Origin of the sequence: Pseudomonas sp. Irchel 3F3, assembly GCF_900187545.1 — a bacterium.
Lineage (GTDB): Bacteria > Pseudomonadota > Gammaproteobacteria > Pseudomonadales > Pseudomonadaceae > Aquipseudomonas > Aquipseudomonas fortuita.
Map to the genome: position 1 here is coordinate 1 of NZ_FYDS01000020.1, position 17,270 is coordinate 17,270.

14 protein-coding genes and 4 pseudogenes are annotated in these 17,270 nt (G+C 60.1%); 6 read left to right on the forward strand and 12 right to left on the reverse strand.

What is annotated here, in order from left to right; genetic code table 11:
* The coding region (locus CKW35_RS27180) for an FAD-binding protein (protein WP_218192388.1) at positions 1–178 on the forward strand (178 nt) is incomplete at its 5' end.
* Between the two features lie 35 nt (positions 179–213).
* On the opposite strand, the gene CKW35_RS27185 is transcribed toward CKW35_RS27180, so the two are convergent.
* The 4 genes from CKW35_RS27185 to CKW35_RS27200 form a co-directional block, all read right to left on the reverse strand.
* Positions 214–969 carry an amino acid ABC transporter ATP-binding protein gene (locus tag CKW35_RS27185; protein ID WP_016486807.1) on the reverse strand — a complete coding sequence of 252 codons (756 nt, stop codon included), beginning with the start codon at positions 967–969 and terminating at the stop codon, positions 214–216.
* An 11-nt stretch (positions 970–980) separates the two neighbouring features.
* A complete protein-coding gene (locus tag CKW35_RS27190; protein ID WP_054833407.1) occupies positions 981–1,598 on the reverse strand; it encodes an amino acid ABC transporter permease in 618 nt (205 codons plus the stop codon).
* A gap of 51 nt (positions 1,599–1,649) precedes the next feature.
* A complete protein-coding gene (locus CKW35_RS27195; protein ID WP_095117290.1) occupies positions 1,650–2,297 on the reverse strand; it encodes an amino acid ABC transporter permease in 648 nt (215 codons plus the stop codon).
* A 65-nt stretch (positions 2,298–2,362) separates the two neighbouring features.
* Positions 2,363–3,151, reverse strand: a complete 789-nt coding sequence (locus CKW35_RS27200; protein WP_031312448.1) for an ABC transporter substrate-binding protein — start codon at positions 3,149–3,151, stop codon at positions 2,363–2,365.
* Positions 3,152–3,438: 287 nt separating this feature from the next.
* On the opposite strand from CKW35_RS27200, the gene CKW35_RS27205 reads away from it, so the two are divergent.
* A complete protein-coding gene (locus tag CKW35_RS27205; RefSeq protein ID WP_024717903.1) occupies positions 3,439–3,879 on the forward strand; it encodes an Lrp/AsnC family transcriptional regulator in 441 nt (146 codons plus the stop codon).
* A gap of 51 nt (positions 3,880–3,930) precedes the next feature.
* Here CKW35_RS27205 and CKW35_RS27210 read toward each other — a convergent pair whose 3' ends face one another.
* Positions 3,931–6,978 carry an aminotransferase class III-fold pyridoxal phosphate-dependent enzyme gene (locus CKW35_RS27210; RefSeq protein WP_016486803.1) on the reverse strand — a complete coding sequence of 1,016 codons (3,048 nt, stop codon included), beginning with the start codon at positions 6,976–6,978 and terminating at the stop codon, positions 3,931–3,933.
* Positions 6,979–7,120: 142 nt separating this feature from the next.
* Here CKW35_RS27210 and CKW35_RS27215 point away from each other — a divergent pair, with 142 nt between their 5' ends.
* On the forward strand, positions 7,121–7,561 hold the full coding sequence (locus CKW35_RS27215) for an Lrp/AsnC family transcriptional regulator (protein WP_016486802.1): 441 nt from the start codon (positions 7,121–7,123) through the stop codon (positions 7,559–7,561).
* Positions 7,562–9,202: 1,641 nt separating this feature from the next.
* On the opposite strand, the pseudogene CKW35_RS27220 reads toward CKW35_RS27215, so the two are convergent.
* From CKW35_RS27220 to CKW35_RS27235, 5 genes and pseudogenes are all read right to left on the reverse strand, one after another.
* Positions 9,203–9,433: pseudogene (locus tag CKW35_RS27220) on the reverse strand (TraR/DksA C4-type zinc finger protein); the annotation flags it as partial.
* A 96-nt stretch (positions 9,434–9,529) separates the two neighbouring features.
* Positions 9,530–10,147, reverse strand: coding sequence for a dTMP kinase (locus CKW35_RS27225; RefSeq protein WP_016486799.1), 618 nt, complete (start codon positions 10,145–10,147; stop codon positions 9,530–9,532).
* A 76-nt stretch (positions 10,148–10,223) separates the two neighbouring features.
* A complete protein-coding gene (locus CKW35_RS28720; protein WP_232895358.1) occupies positions 10,224–10,391 on the reverse strand; it encodes a P1 family peptidase in 168 nt (55 codons plus the stop codon).
* A 3-nt stretch (positions 10,392–10,394) separates the two neighbouring features.
* Positions 10,395–10,586 (reverse strand): annotated as a pseudogene (locus tag CKW35_RS28725) (P1 family peptidase); the annotation flags it as partial.
* A gap of 12 nt (positions 10,587–10,598) precedes the next feature.
* Positions 10,599–10,870 (reverse strand): annotated as a pseudogene (locus CKW35_RS27235) (APC family permease); the annotation flags it as partial.
* On the opposite strand from CKW35_RS27235, the pseudogene CKW35_RS27240 reads away from it, so the two are divergent.
* Positions 10,871–11,008 (forward strand): annotated as a pseudogene (locus tag CKW35_RS27240) (helix-turn-helix transcriptional regulator); the annotation flags it as partial.
* 100 nt (positions 11,009–11,108) lie between these two features.
* On the forward strand, positions 11,109–13,649 hold the full coding sequence (locus CKW35_RS27245) for an HWE histidine kinase domain-containing protein (RefSeq protein ID WP_023049033.1): 2,541 nt from the start codon (positions 11,109–11,111) through the stop codon (positions 13,647–13,649).
* A gap of 124 nt (positions 13,650–13,773) precedes the next feature.
* Here CKW35_RS27245 and CKW35_RS27250 read toward each other — a convergent pair whose 3' ends face one another.
* Entirely contained in the window at positions 13,774–15,417 is a 1,644-nt protein-coding gene (locus CKW35_RS27250) for an acetolactate synthase large subunit (RefSeq protein WP_095117292.1), read from the reverse strand.
* A gap of 170 nt (positions 15,418–15,587) precedes the next feature.
* Here CKW35_RS27250 and CKW35_RS27255 point away from each other — a divergent pair, with 170 nt between their 5' ends.
* On the forward strand, positions 15,588–16,469 hold the full coding sequence (locus CKW35_RS27255; RefSeq protein WP_016486794.1) for a LysR family transcriptional regulator: 882 nt from the start codon (positions 15,588–15,590) through the stop codon (positions 16,467–16,469).
* A gap of 138 nt (positions 16,470–16,607) precedes the next feature.
* Here CKW35_RS27255 and CKW35_RS27260 read toward each other — a convergent pair whose 3' ends face one another.
* Positions 16,608–17,258 (reverse strand): alpha/beta hydrolase, encoded by a 651-nt coding sequence (locus tag CKW35_RS27260; RefSeq protein WP_095117295.1) that lies wholly within the window; start codon positions 17,256–17,258, stop codon positions 16,608–16,610.
* Positions 17,259–17,270 lie beyond the last annotated feature (12 nt).

Consider the following 17,270-nt stretch of genomic DNA (forward strand, 5'->3'; position numbering starts at 1 on the left):
ACAGCTGTACATCGCCGTCGGTATCTCCGGCGCGATCCAGCACCTGGCCGGCATGAAAGACTCCAAAGTGATCGTTGCGATCAACAAGGACGAAGAAGCGCCGATCTTCCAGGTGGCCGATTACGGCCTGGTCGCTGACCTGTTCGAAGCGGTGCCAGAGCTGGAAAAGCTGGCCTGACCAGCCTGCCTGGTTTTTGAAGAAGCCCGGCCCTCTTACAAAGGGTCGGCTTGCAAATGCTTCTTCAAAAAAGCCCGGGTACGATCCTGCACTGGGTTCCTCAGGATGTCCCCCGGAGCCCCTTGTTCCACAACAACCCCGCCATCCATGAATACGATCTGGTCAGCAACCTCGCCAGCAAAGCGCATCTCATGCGTGACGATCAACATGGTCATGTGCTCGGCCGCCAGTTGCTTCATTACCAGGTTCACCTCTTCCACAAGCTCCGGGTCCAGGGCTGAGGTCGCTTCATCGAACAACATCACCTTGGGTTGCATGGCCAACGCCCGGGCAATGGCAACGCGCTGCTTCTGCCCACCGGACAAGCGCGACGGATATTCGTCAATCTTGTTTTCCAGCCCGACCTTTTGCAGGTACTCCAGGGCCAGCGCTCTGGCCGCACTTTTCGAGTAGCCTTTGAGCTTCACAGGCCCTATCGCGACGTTTTCACAGACGGTGAGGTGCGGGAACAGATTGAAGTGTTGAAACACCATGCCCATCTGCTGGCGCACCCGGTTGATGTGCTGCTCGAAGGCGCGGCCTTTCAAGGGCCGGTTGACCTGAGCACCATCCAGCCAGATTTCACCGCCATTGAGCACTTCGAGATGGTTGATCGATCGCAGCAGGGTACTTTTGCCAGAGCCACTCGGGCCGATGATAGCGAAGATCTGCCCACGCGAGACCGACAGGTCGATGCCCTTGAGCACCTCAAGTGTGCCGTAGGCTTTGCGAGCGCCCTTCACTTCTACCATAGCGTTGTTGTTCATCGTGACATCTCGACCTTGGCTTCAATAAGATGCAACCCCGCCTCGAGTACCAGATTGGCCACGTAGTAGATCACTGCGACGGCTATATAGAACTCAAAGGGGCTATACGTTTCGCTGACAGCCAATTGGGCGCTGTAGACGAGTTCGGCAATACCGATGATCGACACCAGTGAAGTGTCCTTCAGCAACACAATGAGGTTGTTCCCCAGTGGCGCAATGGTTTTTCTGAGCGCCTGCGGAACAATGATGTAGCGCTGGGTCATGGCTTTGCTAAGGCCAATCGAGCGCGCGCCCTCTATCTGGCCTGGGTCGACCGCCTCGATCCCGGACTTGATCACCTCAGCGTTGTACACCGCAAAATGCAGGCTTAGCCCGATTATCCCCGCAGCCAGCGCCGGAATATCGATACCCACCTGAACCAGCCCGTAATAGATCAGATACAGTTGCAGCAACAATGGCGTGCCCATCAACAGCCAGGTCACGAAGCGCACAGGCAGTGCCATGGCTTTCGGCGCATACAGGTCGATCAAGGCGAATAACACACCCACCATCAGGCTGATGACGCTGGAACAGAGAAACATGACAACCGTCCACCACAGACCGGTTGCCAGCATTTCATAGTAAGGCGTGATGACACTCAGGTTGAACCCTTCCACTGGCACTCCTCACTGGGTTGCGTAGCGCCGGTCCAGCACTTCCACCAGGTACTTGACCGCGTAGACCATGACGATATAAAGCAGCGCCGACACCATGAATATCTCGAACGGTTTGTAGGTTGAACTGATGAAGCGCTGCGCGGTGTAAGTCAGTTCGACCACCGAAATGGCCGACACCAGGGCAGAACCCTTGATCAGGCCGATAGCATTTACGCCAAGCGGCCTGATCATCAGCTTCATTGCCTGGGGAATGATGATGAACAACAGCGTCTGGCTGCGGCTGAAGCCAATCGACCGTGCGCCCTCCTCCTGGCCCGGGTCGACATTATCGATAGCCCCTCGAATGGACTCCGACATATACGCCGCTATATTCATGCCTAAACCGATCACCGCAGCAGCAAACGGCTCAAGCTCAATACCTATTTGTGGCCCACCAAAATAGATAATGAACAACTGCACCAGGCAGGGTGTACCGCGAAATACGCTGACGTAAATCTTGGCTGCCCACCGCAAGATAATAAATGGCGATAACCGGCACGCCACCAGCACGCAGGCAAGGAGTAAACCCAGTAAGAGTGATAGCAACGAAATCTGCACAGTTACCCAGGCGGCGTCCAGGAAGAACGGGTAGGTGCGATGGATCAATGACAGGTCCATAAAAACCACTCACAAAATTCAGCCAACCCGGCCCAACCTTTCGGTCAGGCCACTCCAGGTGTGCATCAGCGAATATCGCTACCCACCCATTTCATGGAGATTTCTTTATAGGTGCCATCGGCCAGAATCTCGTCCAGCGCCTTCTGCAACTGGGCCTTGAGTTCAGGGTTGTTTCTGCGAATGGCAATGCCCAGGCCTTCACGGCCACCCTGCTCGTCCGGCAGGCTGATGATGCGCACCTTCTGCCCGGTCTCTTTTACCGCAACCATGACCGGAATGCTGTCCATCACTACCGCGTCGATACGACCGGCTTCCAGGTCCACCAGCATTTCCGGTAAGCCTTTATAGGTGCGCACTTTAAGATTGCCGCGATTACGCGCCCATTTGTCATGCGAGTCGCCCAAAGTAACGCCAACGGTGACATCCTTCAGGTCATCAAGCCCCTTGATCGAAGAGTCTTCCTTGACGCCGATGGTACGGCCTGCATGGTAATAAGGGCCCACGAAGTCGACGGCTTTCAGCCGCTCGGGGGTAATGGTCATCGAGGCAATGACAGCGTCATACTTCTTGGCCAGCAGCCCGGCGATAATGCCGTCAAACGGTGTGGTGATAATTTTTATATTCACACCCAGACGCTGGGCGAGTGCTTCACCAATGGAGGCGTCGAAACCGACAATTTCATTCTTTTCATTGGCGAAACTGAACGGAGAGTATTGGCCACTCATTGCCACGCGCAGTACTTTTGAATGTTGAACGGCCTGCAAATCATCGGCGTGCGCCATGCCGTGAGAAAATAATGCAGCCGCTGCAACAGCGGTGGAAGCCAGTAGCATCCTGGTTTTTCTTGCCAGCATCGAGGCACTCCTTGGAAGTGTCTATTTCTTATTGTCCTGGGCGCTGAAGTCCCAACCTTCACTGAGAGCTTTGCACACTAAAACCTTGAAATCACCCTGCAATGTGCGTGTTCGGGTGGCACATTGCCGGAATCGGCCGACATAGTGTCGGCGCTACTTCGGGCTTTGGAATAACTGGAGTAGTGTCTGGCGATGCACTAAAAACAAGCGAGTACTCGGCTGGTTTGCCCCCTGCACTTTACCGGGGCAGCCGGTCATTTACCGGTGATCAGGCGGGAGTGTCAGCATTGCGCGAATTAGACGTCAAAGATCGGGAAATCCTCGAAATACTCTCCAAGGAAGCACGTGTGGCACTCAAAGCGCTGGCTGCAAGAGTTGGCCTGTCAAGAAGTGCCACCAGCGAGCGGGTTTTGCAACTGGAGCGTAGTGGGGTCATTCGCGGATATCGCGCCGACATCGGTGAAATCGATGCCAATGTCATACGGGCAATCATCCTGGTAGCGCTGAAACGTACACCGGCACTTGGGCTGTTGGACCTTCTGGCACAGAACGCCCAAGTGAAACGGGTTTCATCGGTCAGCGGGCAGCTCGACCTGATAGTCGAGGTCGAAGCACGGACGATTGATGACTTGAACCGTGTACGGGACGCCGTGGCGTGCCACGACTCTGTAGACGACATCACCACCGCGGTAGTGCTGCGGCGTGACATAGACCGGCAGAAGGCGTGATGCAGGCGCGGCCTTGTGTCGCGCCTGCAAAGACCGCGTAGTCTGCAAAAGCTACTTCAGTGCTGCGGTAAAGCTGTCTTTCAGCACGTCGAGGAGGAAGTCGGCATTGGCCCGGCTGAAAATCATCGATGGCCGCATTTTCAGCACGTTGTCATGCGGGCCTTCAGTGCCGATCAATACGCCGCGTTCCCTGGCGCCATCAGCCACTTTCCGGGCCAGGGACGTGGCCGGCGCCTTCGACTTGCGGTCGGTGACCAGGACGATGCCGAGGAAAAGCCCAAGCCCGCGCACATCACCAATCACATCGAATTGCTGCTGAAGCTTGCGGAACCCATCGAGCAGGTAGTTACCAACACTCAAGGCATTTTCTTTCAACTGGTCGCGCTCGATTGCATTGAGCACCGCCAGGCCTACCGCGCACGACACAGGGTTGCCGGCGAAGGTATTGAAATACTCCATCCCATTATTGAAGGCATCGGCAACCTCACGCGTGGTGACAACCGCCGACATCGGGTGGCCGTTACCAATCGGTTTGCCCATGGTGACGGCATCCGGCACCACGCCCTGGGTCTCGAATGCCCACCAGTGGCTACCGACGCGGCCGAACCCGACCTGTACCTCATCGGCCAGGCAAAGCCCACCCTCGGCGCGAACCATGGCGTAGACCTCCTTGAGGTAGTTGTCAGGCAGGAACACCTGCCCCGCCACGCTGGGGATCGACTCGGCAAGGAAGAAGCCTGGGCCCTTGCCTGCCTTGCGTATGGCATCCAGCTGCTCTGCGACCGACTCGGCAAAACGCTTGCCATGCTCTTCCACTGGCCAGTGCCCGGGCGCGTAGTAGCTGTCCGGGACCATCGCCTCGTGAACATGTGCCGCCCTGCCCTTGCCGGCCTTGCGCTTGTACTTGTAAGGGCTAAGGTCGATGAGTTCTTGCGTGGTGCCGTGGTAAGCCCAGTCCAGCACGATCGCCTGGTCACTGCCTGTGTAGTTGCGCGCCATGCGCAGCATCAGGCTGTTGGCTTCACTCCCCGAACAACCAAAGGACGCTACGCAAAGACCCTCTGGCAGGGTACCGGTCAGGCGTTCGGCGTACTCGACGATGTTGTCGTGCAGGTAACGGGTGTTGGTGTTGAGTAGCGCAGCCTGGCGGGTCAAGGCCTCGACCACGTCGGGATGGCTATGGCCCAGGTGGCACACGTTGTTGAAGCAGTCCAGGTAGGCGCGCCCGAAGTTGTCGATCAGCCATACGCCATCACCACGCACGAACTTGATCGGGTCGGTGTACGAAATTGACAGGTTAGGTAGCAGCAGATCCTTGCGCTTGGCAATAATCTGGGCCTTGGTCATCCCTTGCTGGGTGTAGGTCTCTGGCGGGATACCCGCCAAGGCCGAGGCATCGGGGAACAGGTCGGCCCATACCTCCTGGTACTCGGGCTCACCCACGCCAATGACCTCGCTCGCACTCAGCTGGGTATCGGTGGTCATCTGCAGGTGCAGGTGGGGAATCCAGCCGCCGTTTTCATGATCGGTGCCCATGTAACCGACCAAGTCGCCGGCTTCGAGCTTGTCACCGGCTTTCAAGCGGCTGAGCGCTTCATGGGCCATGTGCCCCCACAGGGTCAGAAATGGCGGGCAACCGGGTGGCGTGTGCTCGATCATCACCAGGCCACCATACCCCAGCGGGTCTGGTTCAACCTCCACACTTCTGACAGTGCCAGCGACCGGTGCGTACAACGGCGTACCCGCTGGCATCACCAGGTCGACACCGACATGCAGTGTGCGGCGCTGCCCTTTGATGAAACGGGACTCGAACGCGCTGTCAGTGTAGATGGTGCGCAACTCCCCCCATGGCCCGATGGCCAATGGCACCTGGTGAGCAGCAGAAAACGCTTCCCACCAACGGGTTGCATCTGCAGGGCGCTGCTCAGCCGAGGCGATGGTCATCTCGTGGGTGGCGTCACCAAACGGTGCAATCACCTTGTTGAGGATGGCGGCGGACGGGCGCACCAGGTCGGCGAAGGATTTGTGGTTGTCCGCAATCCAGCGGCGGACATCACCCGCGCCTTCGATGGCATCGAAACCACAGGCCTTGCGCAGTATGCCGGTGGCCAGCCGTGGGTTCATCGAGTCGAGTTGTTCCAGCAGGCGCCAGGCAGGCGCTTCACTGATCGCCAGGTAGGGGTTGTGCTCTGTTTGATCCTGCCGGGAAGCGGAGAACGTGACGCTGACGACCAGGCGCATGGCGATCAGGTTGAACAACACATCAAGCTCTTGCGCCTGCAACGGGTATGTCTCGTGGAAACCGGCGGCCAGCGCAGCAGCAGCGCCGATCGGGTCGTCCATGTCCAGAATGGCGTACGCGCTGGCAATCGCGACCTCGGCAATCAGCACGGTATGCACGGCATCGCCAAAGTCGATGAAGCCCGTCACGGTACTGGTGGTTTCGGCATCGACCAGGATGTTCCAGTCGTTGGCGTCGTTGTGAATCACCTGCGCCCGGAGGGACGCCAGCTTGGGCTGTACGGTCTGTTCAAACCGGGTGATGAAGCGCTCGACAATGGCCCGGCGTTCAGGGCTCTTGATGAAGTGCAGGCGCGACCGGGAGCGCGCAGCATGGCGCAGATCCCAGTCAAGGTCGCGGACGGCACCCGGGTGCATGAAGCCCTGCAGTGCGCGGTCGAGTTCACCGAGTGCCCGACCGAAGTTTTTCATCAGGGCGAATGAGCGCCTGGCCTCGGCAAGTGGCGTACCGGCCAACCAGCTGACCAGGCGTACCGCGTGCGTTTCACCTGTGGCACTGGTCACCGATGGGAGGTAGTCGCCAGCCATGCTGGCCCGCAAGTGAGGCACGCGCAAATGCGCGCCGTGCACGGCCAGGTGATCAAGCAGCGCGGTTTGGAACTCGCTTTCCACCCTGGGTTCGCTGGCATTGACGATTTTCAGTATCCAGCCTGCATCCAGGCCAGTCTCCAGCCGGTAATTGCGATCACGCTCCCCATCCAGGGGCGTGGCAGTGCCAGAGACATTGAAGAAATCTTTTGCAAGGCCCTCGGCTTCGCTTGCCGAAAACCGAGGTGCCGGGTGGGAAAGGTCTGTCATGTCATCACGTTCCGAGCGAGCAAATTGTTTTTCAATAGCTTGTCATGCACCACCGAAACCGACACCCTGCATACCGTCGGGATCAACAGGCATTATGCCGGTTCCGACCGGCATAATGACGGCAAGCTAATCAGGTGGTGCAATGCGTGAGCTGGACGCAAAAGATCGTGAGATTCTTGAAGTACTTTCGAAGGACGCGCGCATTGCGCTGAAGGCATTAGCCGGCCGCATAGGCCTTTCCAGAAGCGCCACGACCGAGCGCGTCGCCAACCTTGAACGCAGCGGGGTCATTCGCGGTTATCGGGCGGATATCGGCGAAATAGATGCCAATGTGATACGCGCGATCTTGCTGGTGACATTGCAGCGCACGCCTGCCATGGGGCTGCTCGACCAGTTGGCCACGGACGCACGCGTGCGGCGGGTTTCCTCGGTGAGCGGCCAGCTTGACCTGGTGGTTGAAGTGGAGACCCGGACGATCGACGACCTCAACCAGGTACGCGACAACGTGGCACGGCACGAATCCGTGGATGACATTACCACGTCGGTGGTCCTGCGCCGTGATATCGACCGGCAGGGTGCCTGACGACCTGCAGGATGGCACGGGCTTCGCCCGTGTTCGCGGGGCAAGCCCGCTCCCACAGTGACCACGCTCGCTTTCAGCCTTTGTGCGAGACAGTGGCTCTGCACAGGGTATTCAGATTGGCCGCCAGCGCAGTTTATACCTGCCTAGCGAGTCAACCTGGCCCTGCTGTCTGACTCAAAATCCAGAAGCCTGCGCGGTCACTGTGGGAGCGGCTTTAGCCGCGAAGAATCTTGCACGGTGGATGGCACGGGCTTCGCCCGTGTTCGCGGGGCAAGCCCGCTCCCACAGTGACCACGCTCGCTTTCAGCCTTTGTGCGAGACAGTGGCTCTGCACAGGGTATTCAGATTGGCCGCCAGCGCAGTTTATACCTGCCTAGCGAGTCAACCTGGCCCTGCTGTCTGACTCAAAATCCAGAAGCCTGCGCGGTCACTGTGGGAGCGGCTTTAGCCGCGAAGAATCTTGCACGGTGGATGGCACGGGCTTCGCCCGTGTTCGCGGGGCAAGCCCGCTCCCACAGTGACCACGCTCGCTTTCAGCCTTTGTGCGAGACAGTGGCTCTGCACAGGGTATTCAGATTGGCCGCCAGCGCAGTTTATACCTGCCTAGCGAGTCAACCTGGCCCTGCTGTCTGACTCAAAATCCAGAAGCCTGCGCGGTCACTGTGGGAGCGGCTTTAGCCGCGAAGAATCTTGCACGGTGGATGGCACGGGCTTCGCCCGTGTTCGCGGGGCAAGCCCGCTCCCACAGTGACCACGCTCGCTTTCAGCCTTTGTGCGAGACAGTGGCTCTGCACAGGGTATTCAGATTGGCCGCCAGCGCAGTTTATACCTGCCTAGCGAGTCAACCTGGCCCTGCTGTCTGACTCAAAATCCAGAAGCCTGCGCGGTCACTGTGGGAGCGGCTTTAGCCGCGAAGAATCTTGCACGGTGGATGGCACGGGCTTCGCCCGTGTTCGCGGGGCAAGCCCGCTCCCACAGTGACCGCGCTCGCTTTCAGCCTTTGTGCGAGACAGTGGCTCTGCACAGGGTATGCAGATTGGCCGCCAGCGCAGTTTATACATGCCTAGCGAGTCAACCTGGCCCTGCTGTCTGACTCAAAATCCAGAAGCCTGCGCGGTCACTGCGGGAGCGGCTTTAGCCGCGAAGAATCCAGCACGGTGGATGGCACGGGCTTCGCCCGTGTTCGCGGGGCAAGCCCGCTCCCACAGTGACCGCGCTCGCTTTTAGCCTTTGTGCGAGACAGTGGCTCTGCACAGGGTATGCAGATTGGCCGCCAGCGCAGTTTATACCTGCCTAGCGAGTCAACCTGGCCCTGCTGTCTGACTCAAAATCCAGAAGCCTGCGCGGTCACTGTGGGAGCGGCTTTAGCCGCGAAGAATCCAGCACGGTGGATGGCACGGGCTTCGCCCGTGTTCGCGGGGCAAGCCCGCTCCCACAGTGACCGCGCTCGCTTTCAGCCTTTGTGCGAGACAGTGGCTCTGCACAGGGTATGCAGATTGGCCGCCAGCGCAGTTTATACATGCCTAGCGAGTCAACTTGGCCCTGCTGTCTTACTCAAAATCCAGAAGCCTGCGCGGTCACTGTGGGAGCGGGCTTGCCCCGCGAACACCGGCCAAGCCGGTGCCATCCACGCCTAGAGAATCAAGCTTCGCGTATAGGCCGCTCCTGGCGTTCCTGCCGCTCCTTGGCCTCGATGCTCAGTGTCGCGGTCGGCCGCAGCAGCAAGCGCTTGAGGTCGATGGGCTCGCCGGGGTCCTTGCACCACCCGTACTCACCCCGTGCAATGCGCTCCAGGGCTTCGTCAATCTTGTCCAGCAGCTTCTTTTCCCGCTCAAGCAGGCGCAGCTGCCGTTGCCGCTGCTCTTCCTCTGCGCAGTCCTTGACCCACAACACTTTGCACGGCAACCCATTCATGCGTTGTATTGAGGAAACCGGGCTGTAACAGCCAGAACATGTTGCTGGCACAACTCACATGTGTGCAAGCACGCCCTGTATCTCGCCAACTACCTGCCGCGTCGCCTCGTCGATCGTCCCCTCATTACGGCACAACACCCAGCCGTACTCTGCAACGGCACGCTCGAACGCCTCGGTACAGGCCACCTGCTCATCAAGGTTGTAGATCACCGTACTGCCAAGCCCACGCGTACGCGCTGCGGCTCGTGCCCATGAGGTTTCAGCGGCTGTGACAACCCCGACATGCAAATCGGGCACTTGCACGTTTCGCTCAAGGTTCAGGCGCAAGATCTGGTCAAAAGGCACCGTGCGACGAAAAGCAGCATCAGAGGGATACCAGCGATCAATCAGGATGATGCTGTCAGCTGGCTGCCTGGGCAGCACATGCCGGGAAATCCAGGCGCGGCTCTCTGCAAAGCGCTCGCACACCTTGAACTCCAGGTCCGGGCATGGGCTTCTGGCAAGCTGGTTGACCAGGACCATGGTCTCGCCCCGGTAAGGGTCGTTGTTTCTTTCGCAAAGGCGGATCACCTTATTCCCGTCCAGGCGCAAGGCTTGAGTGACGGCCTCCAGCAGCGTGGTCTTGCCGGTACCCTTGGGCCCATCGATAGCAACAAACAGCGGGCGGTTCATCGTTCAATACCCGTTGGCTCAAGCGCGGAATGAAAGCATTGATCGTGGCTTGTCTTCAAGCGATTCGCTTGCTGCGTTAACCCTGAGCTTTCCAACCCACTTGCTCAAGGGCCTTCAGCAACCGCGAACCCTCCAGGCCTGGCACTTCTCGCCCGTCCTCTGTTTGCAGGGTCCTGCCTGCCAGGATCGCGTTGACAATGGCCTCTTCTACCGCATCGGCCGCTGCCGCGAACAGCGGCGAAATATTGGCAAAGCACGGTTGATGGCGCGCCGGGCCTTCGCGGGGCTCGATGACACTGACACCGGTGCGTACAGGCTTGCCGTTATGGTGCTTGCTCAGGGTGGCGTGGCCAACCCGTACACCCGGCACATCGGTAATGGCGTTGTGGGGGCCAGGCCGACCAAGGCCCAGCGTGATACCGAAATCGCGTGCTCGCATCTTGTCTCTCGCTCAAAGCTTCTGGAAAGCCGGGCTCAACTTGCCATACGTGCCGTACAGCAACACGGAAGTAATCAGAATGCCAAGAATGATGAAAATGTCCCGGGCTGAAGCCGTACTTAACAGGGTCGTCAACAGGTACCCGGCCCCGTCACCGCAGCCAGGGCCGGCAGTGGCCACAGCGGCATCCGGTAAGGGTGCTCACGGTCGCGGCGCAGCACGCGGCTGAACAGCGCGCACATCCCGACCACCAGGTACACGCACAGGATCAGCAGTACGGTGAAATCTCGCCAGAAACCATAAAGGTGAACCGGCGTCATCTGTACGCGAAGCTGAACATATCGTCTCACCCCGAGCTGTTTTCGATGTTCATACGAGAATTGGGTTTCACAGATGAACGGGCACATACCCCGTCAACCTGAAAAGGCAGCCACTCGGCAATGCCCAAGGCGGACAATGCCTGCTAGGCTGACGGTGGCGGCCCTTTTGGCAGCCTACTCTTTACCCTTAGGCACGGGCCAAATGACCTCCGATCCGCAAGTAAACCTGACCAACTGCGACCGCGAACCGATCCAGATCCCTGGCAGCATCCAGCCCCACGGCTGCCTGCTGGCCTGCGATGCATCCGCGACCGTGGTCCTGCGCCATTCGCTCAATGCCCCGCATTTGCTGGGCCTGGCAGGCGATATCAACGGGCAGAAGCTGCACACAGTCTTAGGGGACGAGGTAGCCCACACCTTGCGTAACGCGTTGGCCCGTACCCGCGAAGCCTCGCGCCCTGCACTCAGCTTTGGCGTGATGCTGCCCAACGGCCAGGCCTTCGATATCGCCGCCCACCTGTTCAAGGGTTCGGCCATCCTGGAGTTCGAACCGGCGGGCGCCAGCATCGCCGAGCCCATCGAACTGGCCCGCACCCTGATTACCCAGCTGCGCGAAACCGCCCAGACCACCAAATTGATCCGCGACGCTGCCCGCTTTGTCCGCGCGGTGCTGGGCTACGACCGTGTAATGATCTACCAGCTCGGTGCAGACGGGGCTGGCCAAGTGGTAGCGGAAGCCAAGCGCGGCGACCTCGAAAGCTTCATGGGCCAGTATTTCCCCGCCACCGACATCCCGCAGCAGGCCCGAGCGCTTTACCTGCGCAACCCCATCCGGGTGATCTCCGATGCCCAGTTCAAACGGGTCGCCATCGAGCCTGTCCTTGACCCGTCAGGCGAACCGCTAGACCTGTCCTACGCGCACCTGCGCAGCGTGTCGCCGGTCCATTGCGAGTACCTGTGCAACATGGGCGTGGGCGCCTCCATGTCGATATCGGTGATCGTCAACGGCGAGCTGTGGGGGATGATCGCCTGCCACCACTACACGCCACGTACACTGACCATGGGGCAGCGGGTGGCCGCCGAAATGTTCGGCGAGTTCTTCGCGTTGCATCTCGAGACCCTGCGCAGCCGGCAAAAACTCGAAGCCGCCGTGCGGGTTCACAACGCACTGGACGACATCGTGCGCGATGCCACCCTGTCAGTGGACCTCGATGGGTTCTTCCACTCACGCCTGCCGCAACTCATGTCGCTGATCCCCTGCGATGGCGTCGGCATATCGCTGCAAGGCCGCTGGGTATCATCCGGGCTGGTATTGCCGAAGGCTGCCGTGCCCGAACTGTTGAACCTGGCAGGCAGGGTCACCGATGGCCGGACCTGGGCGTCCAACCGCCTGTCGATGGTGCATCCCTCTGCCCAGGCTTACTTCACCGACGTCTCTGGCGTTTTGATCATCCCGATATCGCAACAGCCGAGGGACTACCTGATCTTCTTCCGCAAGGAGGTCATCGAGACACTCGCCTGGGCGGGGGACCCTAACAAGACCTACGACAGCGGGGCGCTGGGGGATCGTCTGACACCGCGCAAAAGCTTCGCCGTCTGGAAAGAAACCGTTCACCAGCATTCGCTGCCCTGGACCGAGCAGGATCGCCAGTTTGGTGATGCCATCCGCACCGCCATCGTCGAAGTGGTGCTGCACAACAACGAGCTGCTCGCCGGCGAGCGATCGAAGGCAGAAGTGCGCCAGCGCATCCTCAATGAAGAGCTCAACCACAGGGTCAAGAACATCCTGTCGCTGATCGGGGCATTGGTTGCCCATCCGACCGCTGAGGGGCAGACACTCCAGGACTATGTGACGACATTGAAAGGTCGTATACAGGCATTGTCACTGGCCCATGATCAAGTGGTGCGGGGTGATGGTGGCGGTCGCCTGGAGAGGCTGCTGGAGGCCGAGCTTTCGCCCTATCGCACGGCTGCCGGCATGATCGAGCTGCAGGGCCCTAACGTCATCCTCGATGCGCGCGCCTACTCGGTAATGGCCCTGGTGCTGCACGAACTGGCTACCAATGCGGCCAAGTACGGCGCGCTATCGCGGGCCGGCGGCAGGCTTTCGGTAAGCTGGGCACTCGACGCCGCGAACGCCTGCGCCATCAGCTGGCGTGAAAGTGGCGGGCCAACGGTACGCCCGCCCAGCCGCAGTGGCTTCGGCTCGGTACTGATCGACCGCAGCATCCCGTTCGACCTGGGCGGCACCAGCACAGTGGAGTATTACCCCGAAGGCCTGCAGGGCTTTTTCAGTATCCCGGCCAAGCACCTTACCATTGCCGAAACCTTCGAACCCGTCATCCCGGCCTCGGCCATGGCCCGCGTGCGCGATACCTTTGCAGCGCGGGAGGACTTGTGCGTGATGATCCTCGAAGACCAACTGGTGATTGCAGTGGGCTTGGAGCAGATTCTCACCGATGCTCAAATCAAGCACGTGATCACCGCTAATTCCGAAGCTGAGGCAATGCAACTGCTCGCCGGTTGCACACCGGATGTGGCCATACTGGATGTCAACCTGGGTACCGGCACATCCATTTCCGTGGCCGATGAACTGTTACGCCGTCAGGTTCCCTTCCTCTTTGCCACCGGCTATGGCGACGGTATCAGCATTCCCGAGCACTTGAAGGCTGCCCCCGTAGCGCGCAAGCCTTACGACGCCAACAGCATCCTGGCCAGCCTGCAGGGCCTGTTGGATCGTTGACGGAAGCGACGGAGATTGCGTGGCCTGCGAGGCCTGGGATAACACCGGCCTTGCCGGTGCGCGGCTGAAACCGCTCTTGCAGGAGGGCAGCGCCAGCCTTGAAGCTGGCGCCGTACCTTAGGGCTTATACCGCCAGCGCACGCTCACGCAGCTCGCTGTTGAGGATGCGGTCGTTCTCGCTGTAATCGACCGGGCAGTCGATCACGTGCACGCCCGGGGTCTTGATGCAGTGTTCCAGCAGCGGCAGCAGGCCTTCGGCACTTTCCACGCGGTGACCGTTGGCACCGTAGGCTTCGGCGTATTTGACGAAGTCCGGGTTGCCGTAGTCCAGGCCAAAATCGGTGAAGCCCATGTTGGCCTGCTTCCAGCGGATCATGCCGTAGCCATCGTCACGCAGGATCACCACGGTGATGTGCATGCCAAGGCGTACTGCGGTTTCCAGTTCCTGGCTGTTCATCATGAAGCCGCCGTCGCCGCACACCGAGATCACCGGGCGGTCCGGGTGCACAAGGTGTGCCGCCATGGCCGATGGCAGGCCGGCGCCCATGGTCGCCAAGGCGTTGTCCAGCAGCACGGTGTTCGGCTTGTGCGCCTTGTAGTTACGGGCGAACCAGATCTTGTAGATGCCGTTGTCCAGGGCAACGATGCCTTCGGACGGCAGTACACGACGAATGTCGGCTACCAGGCGCTGCGGGTAGACAGGGAAGCGGTTGTCGTCGGCGCCTTCGGCGATCTGCGCTTCGTTGGCTTCACGGATGGCCAGCAGGCGGGTGAAGTCCCAGTGCGACGTGTCGTTCAGCGCTTCGCTGATCTGCCACACGGCGTTGGCGATGTCACCAATCACTTCGACCTGCGGGAAGTACACGGCATCGACTTCGGCGGAGCGGAAGTTGATGTGGATGACTTCGGTACCACCACGGACCATGAAGAACGGCGGCTTTTCGATCACGTCGTGGCCGATGTTGATGATCAGGTCGGCGGCTTCGACGGCGCGGTGAACAAAGTCACCCGACGACAGCGCAGCGTTGCCCAGGAAGCGCGGGTGGCGCTCGTCGACCACGCCTTTACCCATCTGGGTGGTGATGAACGGGATACCGGTCTTGTCGATCAGCTGCTTGAGGACCTTGGCGGTCATCTTGCGGTTGGCACCGGCACCGATCACCAGGATCGGGTTACGGGCGTTCTGCAATTTCTCGACGGCAGCTTCGATGGCTACGTGTTCGGCCAGCGGGCGGCGGTGCAGGCTACGCGGGATCGGCAGTGCATCGGTCTGCTCGGCGGCGATGTCTTCCGGCAGTTCCAGGTGTACCGCACCCGGCTTTTCTTCTTCGGCCAGGCGGAAGGCTTCACGCATGCGGGCCGGGATGTTGTCGGCCGAGGCAAACTGGTGGGTGTACTTGGTGATGGGGTCCATCATGCCGCACACGTCAATGATCTGGAAACGGCCCTGCTTGGACTTCTTGATCGGCTTCTGGCCGGTGATCATCATCATCGGCATGCCGCCCAGGTAGGCGTAGGCGCTGGCGGTGACCAGGTTGGTGGCGCCGGGGCCGAGGGTGGACAGGCTGACGCCGGTCTTGCCGGTCAGGCGGCCGTAGGTGGCAGCCATGAAGCCTGCAGACTGCTCATGGCGGGTCAGTACCAGCTTGATCTTCGACTTGCGCAGGGATTCGAGCAGGTCGAGGTTTTCCTCACCGGGAATGCCGAACACATACTCGACACCTTCGTTTTCCAGGCATTGCACAACGACATCGGCGGCCTTGGCCATTTGGGGTACTACCTCAAAATCTTTGTGGGATTGCAGCTTTATTTCGCTGCGTGACTGAGATGTTGCAGGATGTCTCAGTGGCGCGCATCGTAGGCCCTCTGGTTAATAATAATAAATATATTGTTATGATGCTTAGCATCACAGTTCGTTATGAATGGTAGAGCCCCTCAATGAACCTCAAGGCATTGCGCTGCTGCGTCGAGATCGTACGCCAGGGCAGCTTCACCAAGGCTGCGCAGCATTTGCACATTGCCCAGCCGGCGCTGAGCATGGCCGTCACCCGTCTGGAAGAAGAGCTGGGCGTGACCCTGTTCAACCGCACCACGCGCAAAGTCATCCTTACCGCCGAGGGCGAACAGTTCCTGCCACGCATTGCGTCGGCGTTGCGCGAGATGGATGTCGCCCGGCAAGAACTGCGCGACATGGCCGACCTGAAACGCGGCGAAGTGCGCCTGGGCATCCCGCCCATGTTCGGCCTGCACTATGTACCCGGGTTGATGAACGCCTTCCGCCAGCTGTATCCAGGCATTGCCATGACCGTATTCGAAGGCAGTGCCGAGGACATTGGCCATCGTCTGGAGCAACGGGAAATCGACCTGGCACTGCTGGAGTCCAGGCGAGTGCCGCCCGACAAGGAATCGATTCTGCTGGGCAGTGACGAGATGCTGGCGTGTATGCACCCCGACCACCCTTATGCCGGCAAAGCCTTCCTCACGGCGCAAGACCTGCGCAATACCGACATGGTCGTGTTCGACCGCACGTTCGTTCAACGTCACCTACTGGACGCCTTCTTCGCCGAACACGGGATTACTTACCAAGTGGCGTTGCAGAGCAACTTCGTCTCACTGGTGGTGCAGGCCGCGCTGGACAACATGGGCGTGGCAACCCTGCTGCGCTCGGTCCAGCAGCGCACGCCGGGTATCGTCGGGGTGCCGTTCCGGCCGGCGCAGCTGATGAGCTTCAGATTGTGTTGGCGCTCGGGGGAATACCTGTCGCTGGCCAGCAAGCGGTTCATCGACTTTGCTGCGCAGATGAATTACCTGGAGCGGTGAGGCTCGCCTGTTCCGGCCCTTTCGCGGCTAAAGCCGCTCCCACAGGTACAGCGTAAATGTTGGGCACCCGCAGTCCCTGTGGGAGCGGCTTTAGCCGCGAACACCGGCAAAGCCGGTGCCAGACCGACGCGCCAGTGCCTATGGGAGCGCAGTTTTCAACGCCAGATGGGCGATCACCTGCTCAGCCGCCCGCCCCAGGCAGCCCTTGAAAAAGTGGTTGGCACCTGCATAAACCGACACCGCCCGTTGCCCCGGGCCAGCCCATTGCAACAGGTTGGCCAGCGGCGCCATTTCATCCTGTTCGCCATGCAGCAGCAGGCAATCCGCAGGCACCGGCAATGGCTCGTAATATCGCCCGCCCGGTACATCACCCACCGGCAGCCCCAGCAACGCCACTGCCTGCAACTGCCCTTCAAGCGCACAGGCCACACGGGCGAACACATAAGCACCAAAAGAAAACCCGACCAGGGCTACCGGTAGCGCAGGCAACTCCCGTCTGAAGTGACGGATGACCGCGATGCAGTCTTGCGCTTCGCCGATACCCTCGTCGTGCGCACCTTGGGTCTGCCCTACCCCACGGAAACTCGGCCGCACCACCTGCCAACCGGCTGCGCACAGCTGCCGCGCCAGGGTCAGCGGCACGATATGGCGCGGGCTACCGCCCAGCAGCGGTTGTGGGTGACTGACCAGCACCACCCCCTTGGGCGGCCCGGCAGAGTAGTCGATCAGCAGCTCGATCTGGCCGGCCGGCCCATCGATAAGCAACGGGTTACGTGGTGCATCCGACATCGTTTTCGTCCT

Excerpts from the sequence above, each read along its gene's own strand:
- CKW35_RS27185 (WP_016486807.1), bottom strand. The coding sequence starts at position 969 with ATGGTAGAAGTGAAGGGCGCTCGCAAAGCCTACGGCACACTTGAGGTG.
- CKW35_RS27190 (WP_054833407.1), bottom strand. The coding sequence starts at position 1,598 with ATGCTGGCAACCGGTCTGTGGTGGACGGTTGTCATGTTTCTCTGTTCC.
- CKW35_RS27195 (WP_095117290.1), bottom strand. The coding sequence starts at position 2,297 with ATGGACCTGTCATTGATCCATCGCACCTACCCGTTCTTCCTGGACGCC.
- CKW35_RS27200 (WP_031312448.1), bottom strand. The coding sequence starts at position 3,151 with ATGCTGGCAAGAAAAACCAGGATGCTACTGGCTTCCACCGCTGTTGCA.
- CKW35_RS27210 (WP_016486803.1), bottom strand. The coding sequence starts at position 6,978 with ATGACAGACCTTTCCCACCCGGCACCTCGGTTTTCGGCAAGCGAAGCC.
- CKW35_RS27215 (WP_016486802.1), top strand. The coding sequence starts at position 7,121 with ATGCGTGAGCTGGACGCAAAAGATCGTGAGATTCTTGAAGTACTTTCG.
- CKW35_RS27225 (WP_016486799.1), bottom strand. The coding sequence starts at position 10,147 with ATGAACCGCCCGCTGTTTGTTGCTATCGATGGGCCCAAGGGTACCGGC.
- CKW35_RS27245 (WP_023049033.1), top strand. The coding sequence starts at position 11,109 with ATGACCTCCGATCCGCAAGTAAACCTGACCAACTGCGACCGCGAACCG.
- CKW35_RS27250 (WP_095117292.1), bottom strand. The coding sequence starts at position 15,417 with ATGGCCAAGGCCGCCGATGTCGTTGTGCAATGCCTGGAAAACGAAGGT.
- CKW35_RS27255 (WP_016486794.1), top strand. The coding sequence starts at position 15,588 with ATGAACCTCAAGGCATTGCGCTGCTGCGTCGAGATCGTACGCCAGGGC.
- CKW35_RS27260 (WP_095117295.1), bottom strand. The coding sequence starts at position 17,258 with ATGTCGGATGCACCACGTAACCCGTTGCTTATCGATGGGCCGGCCGGC.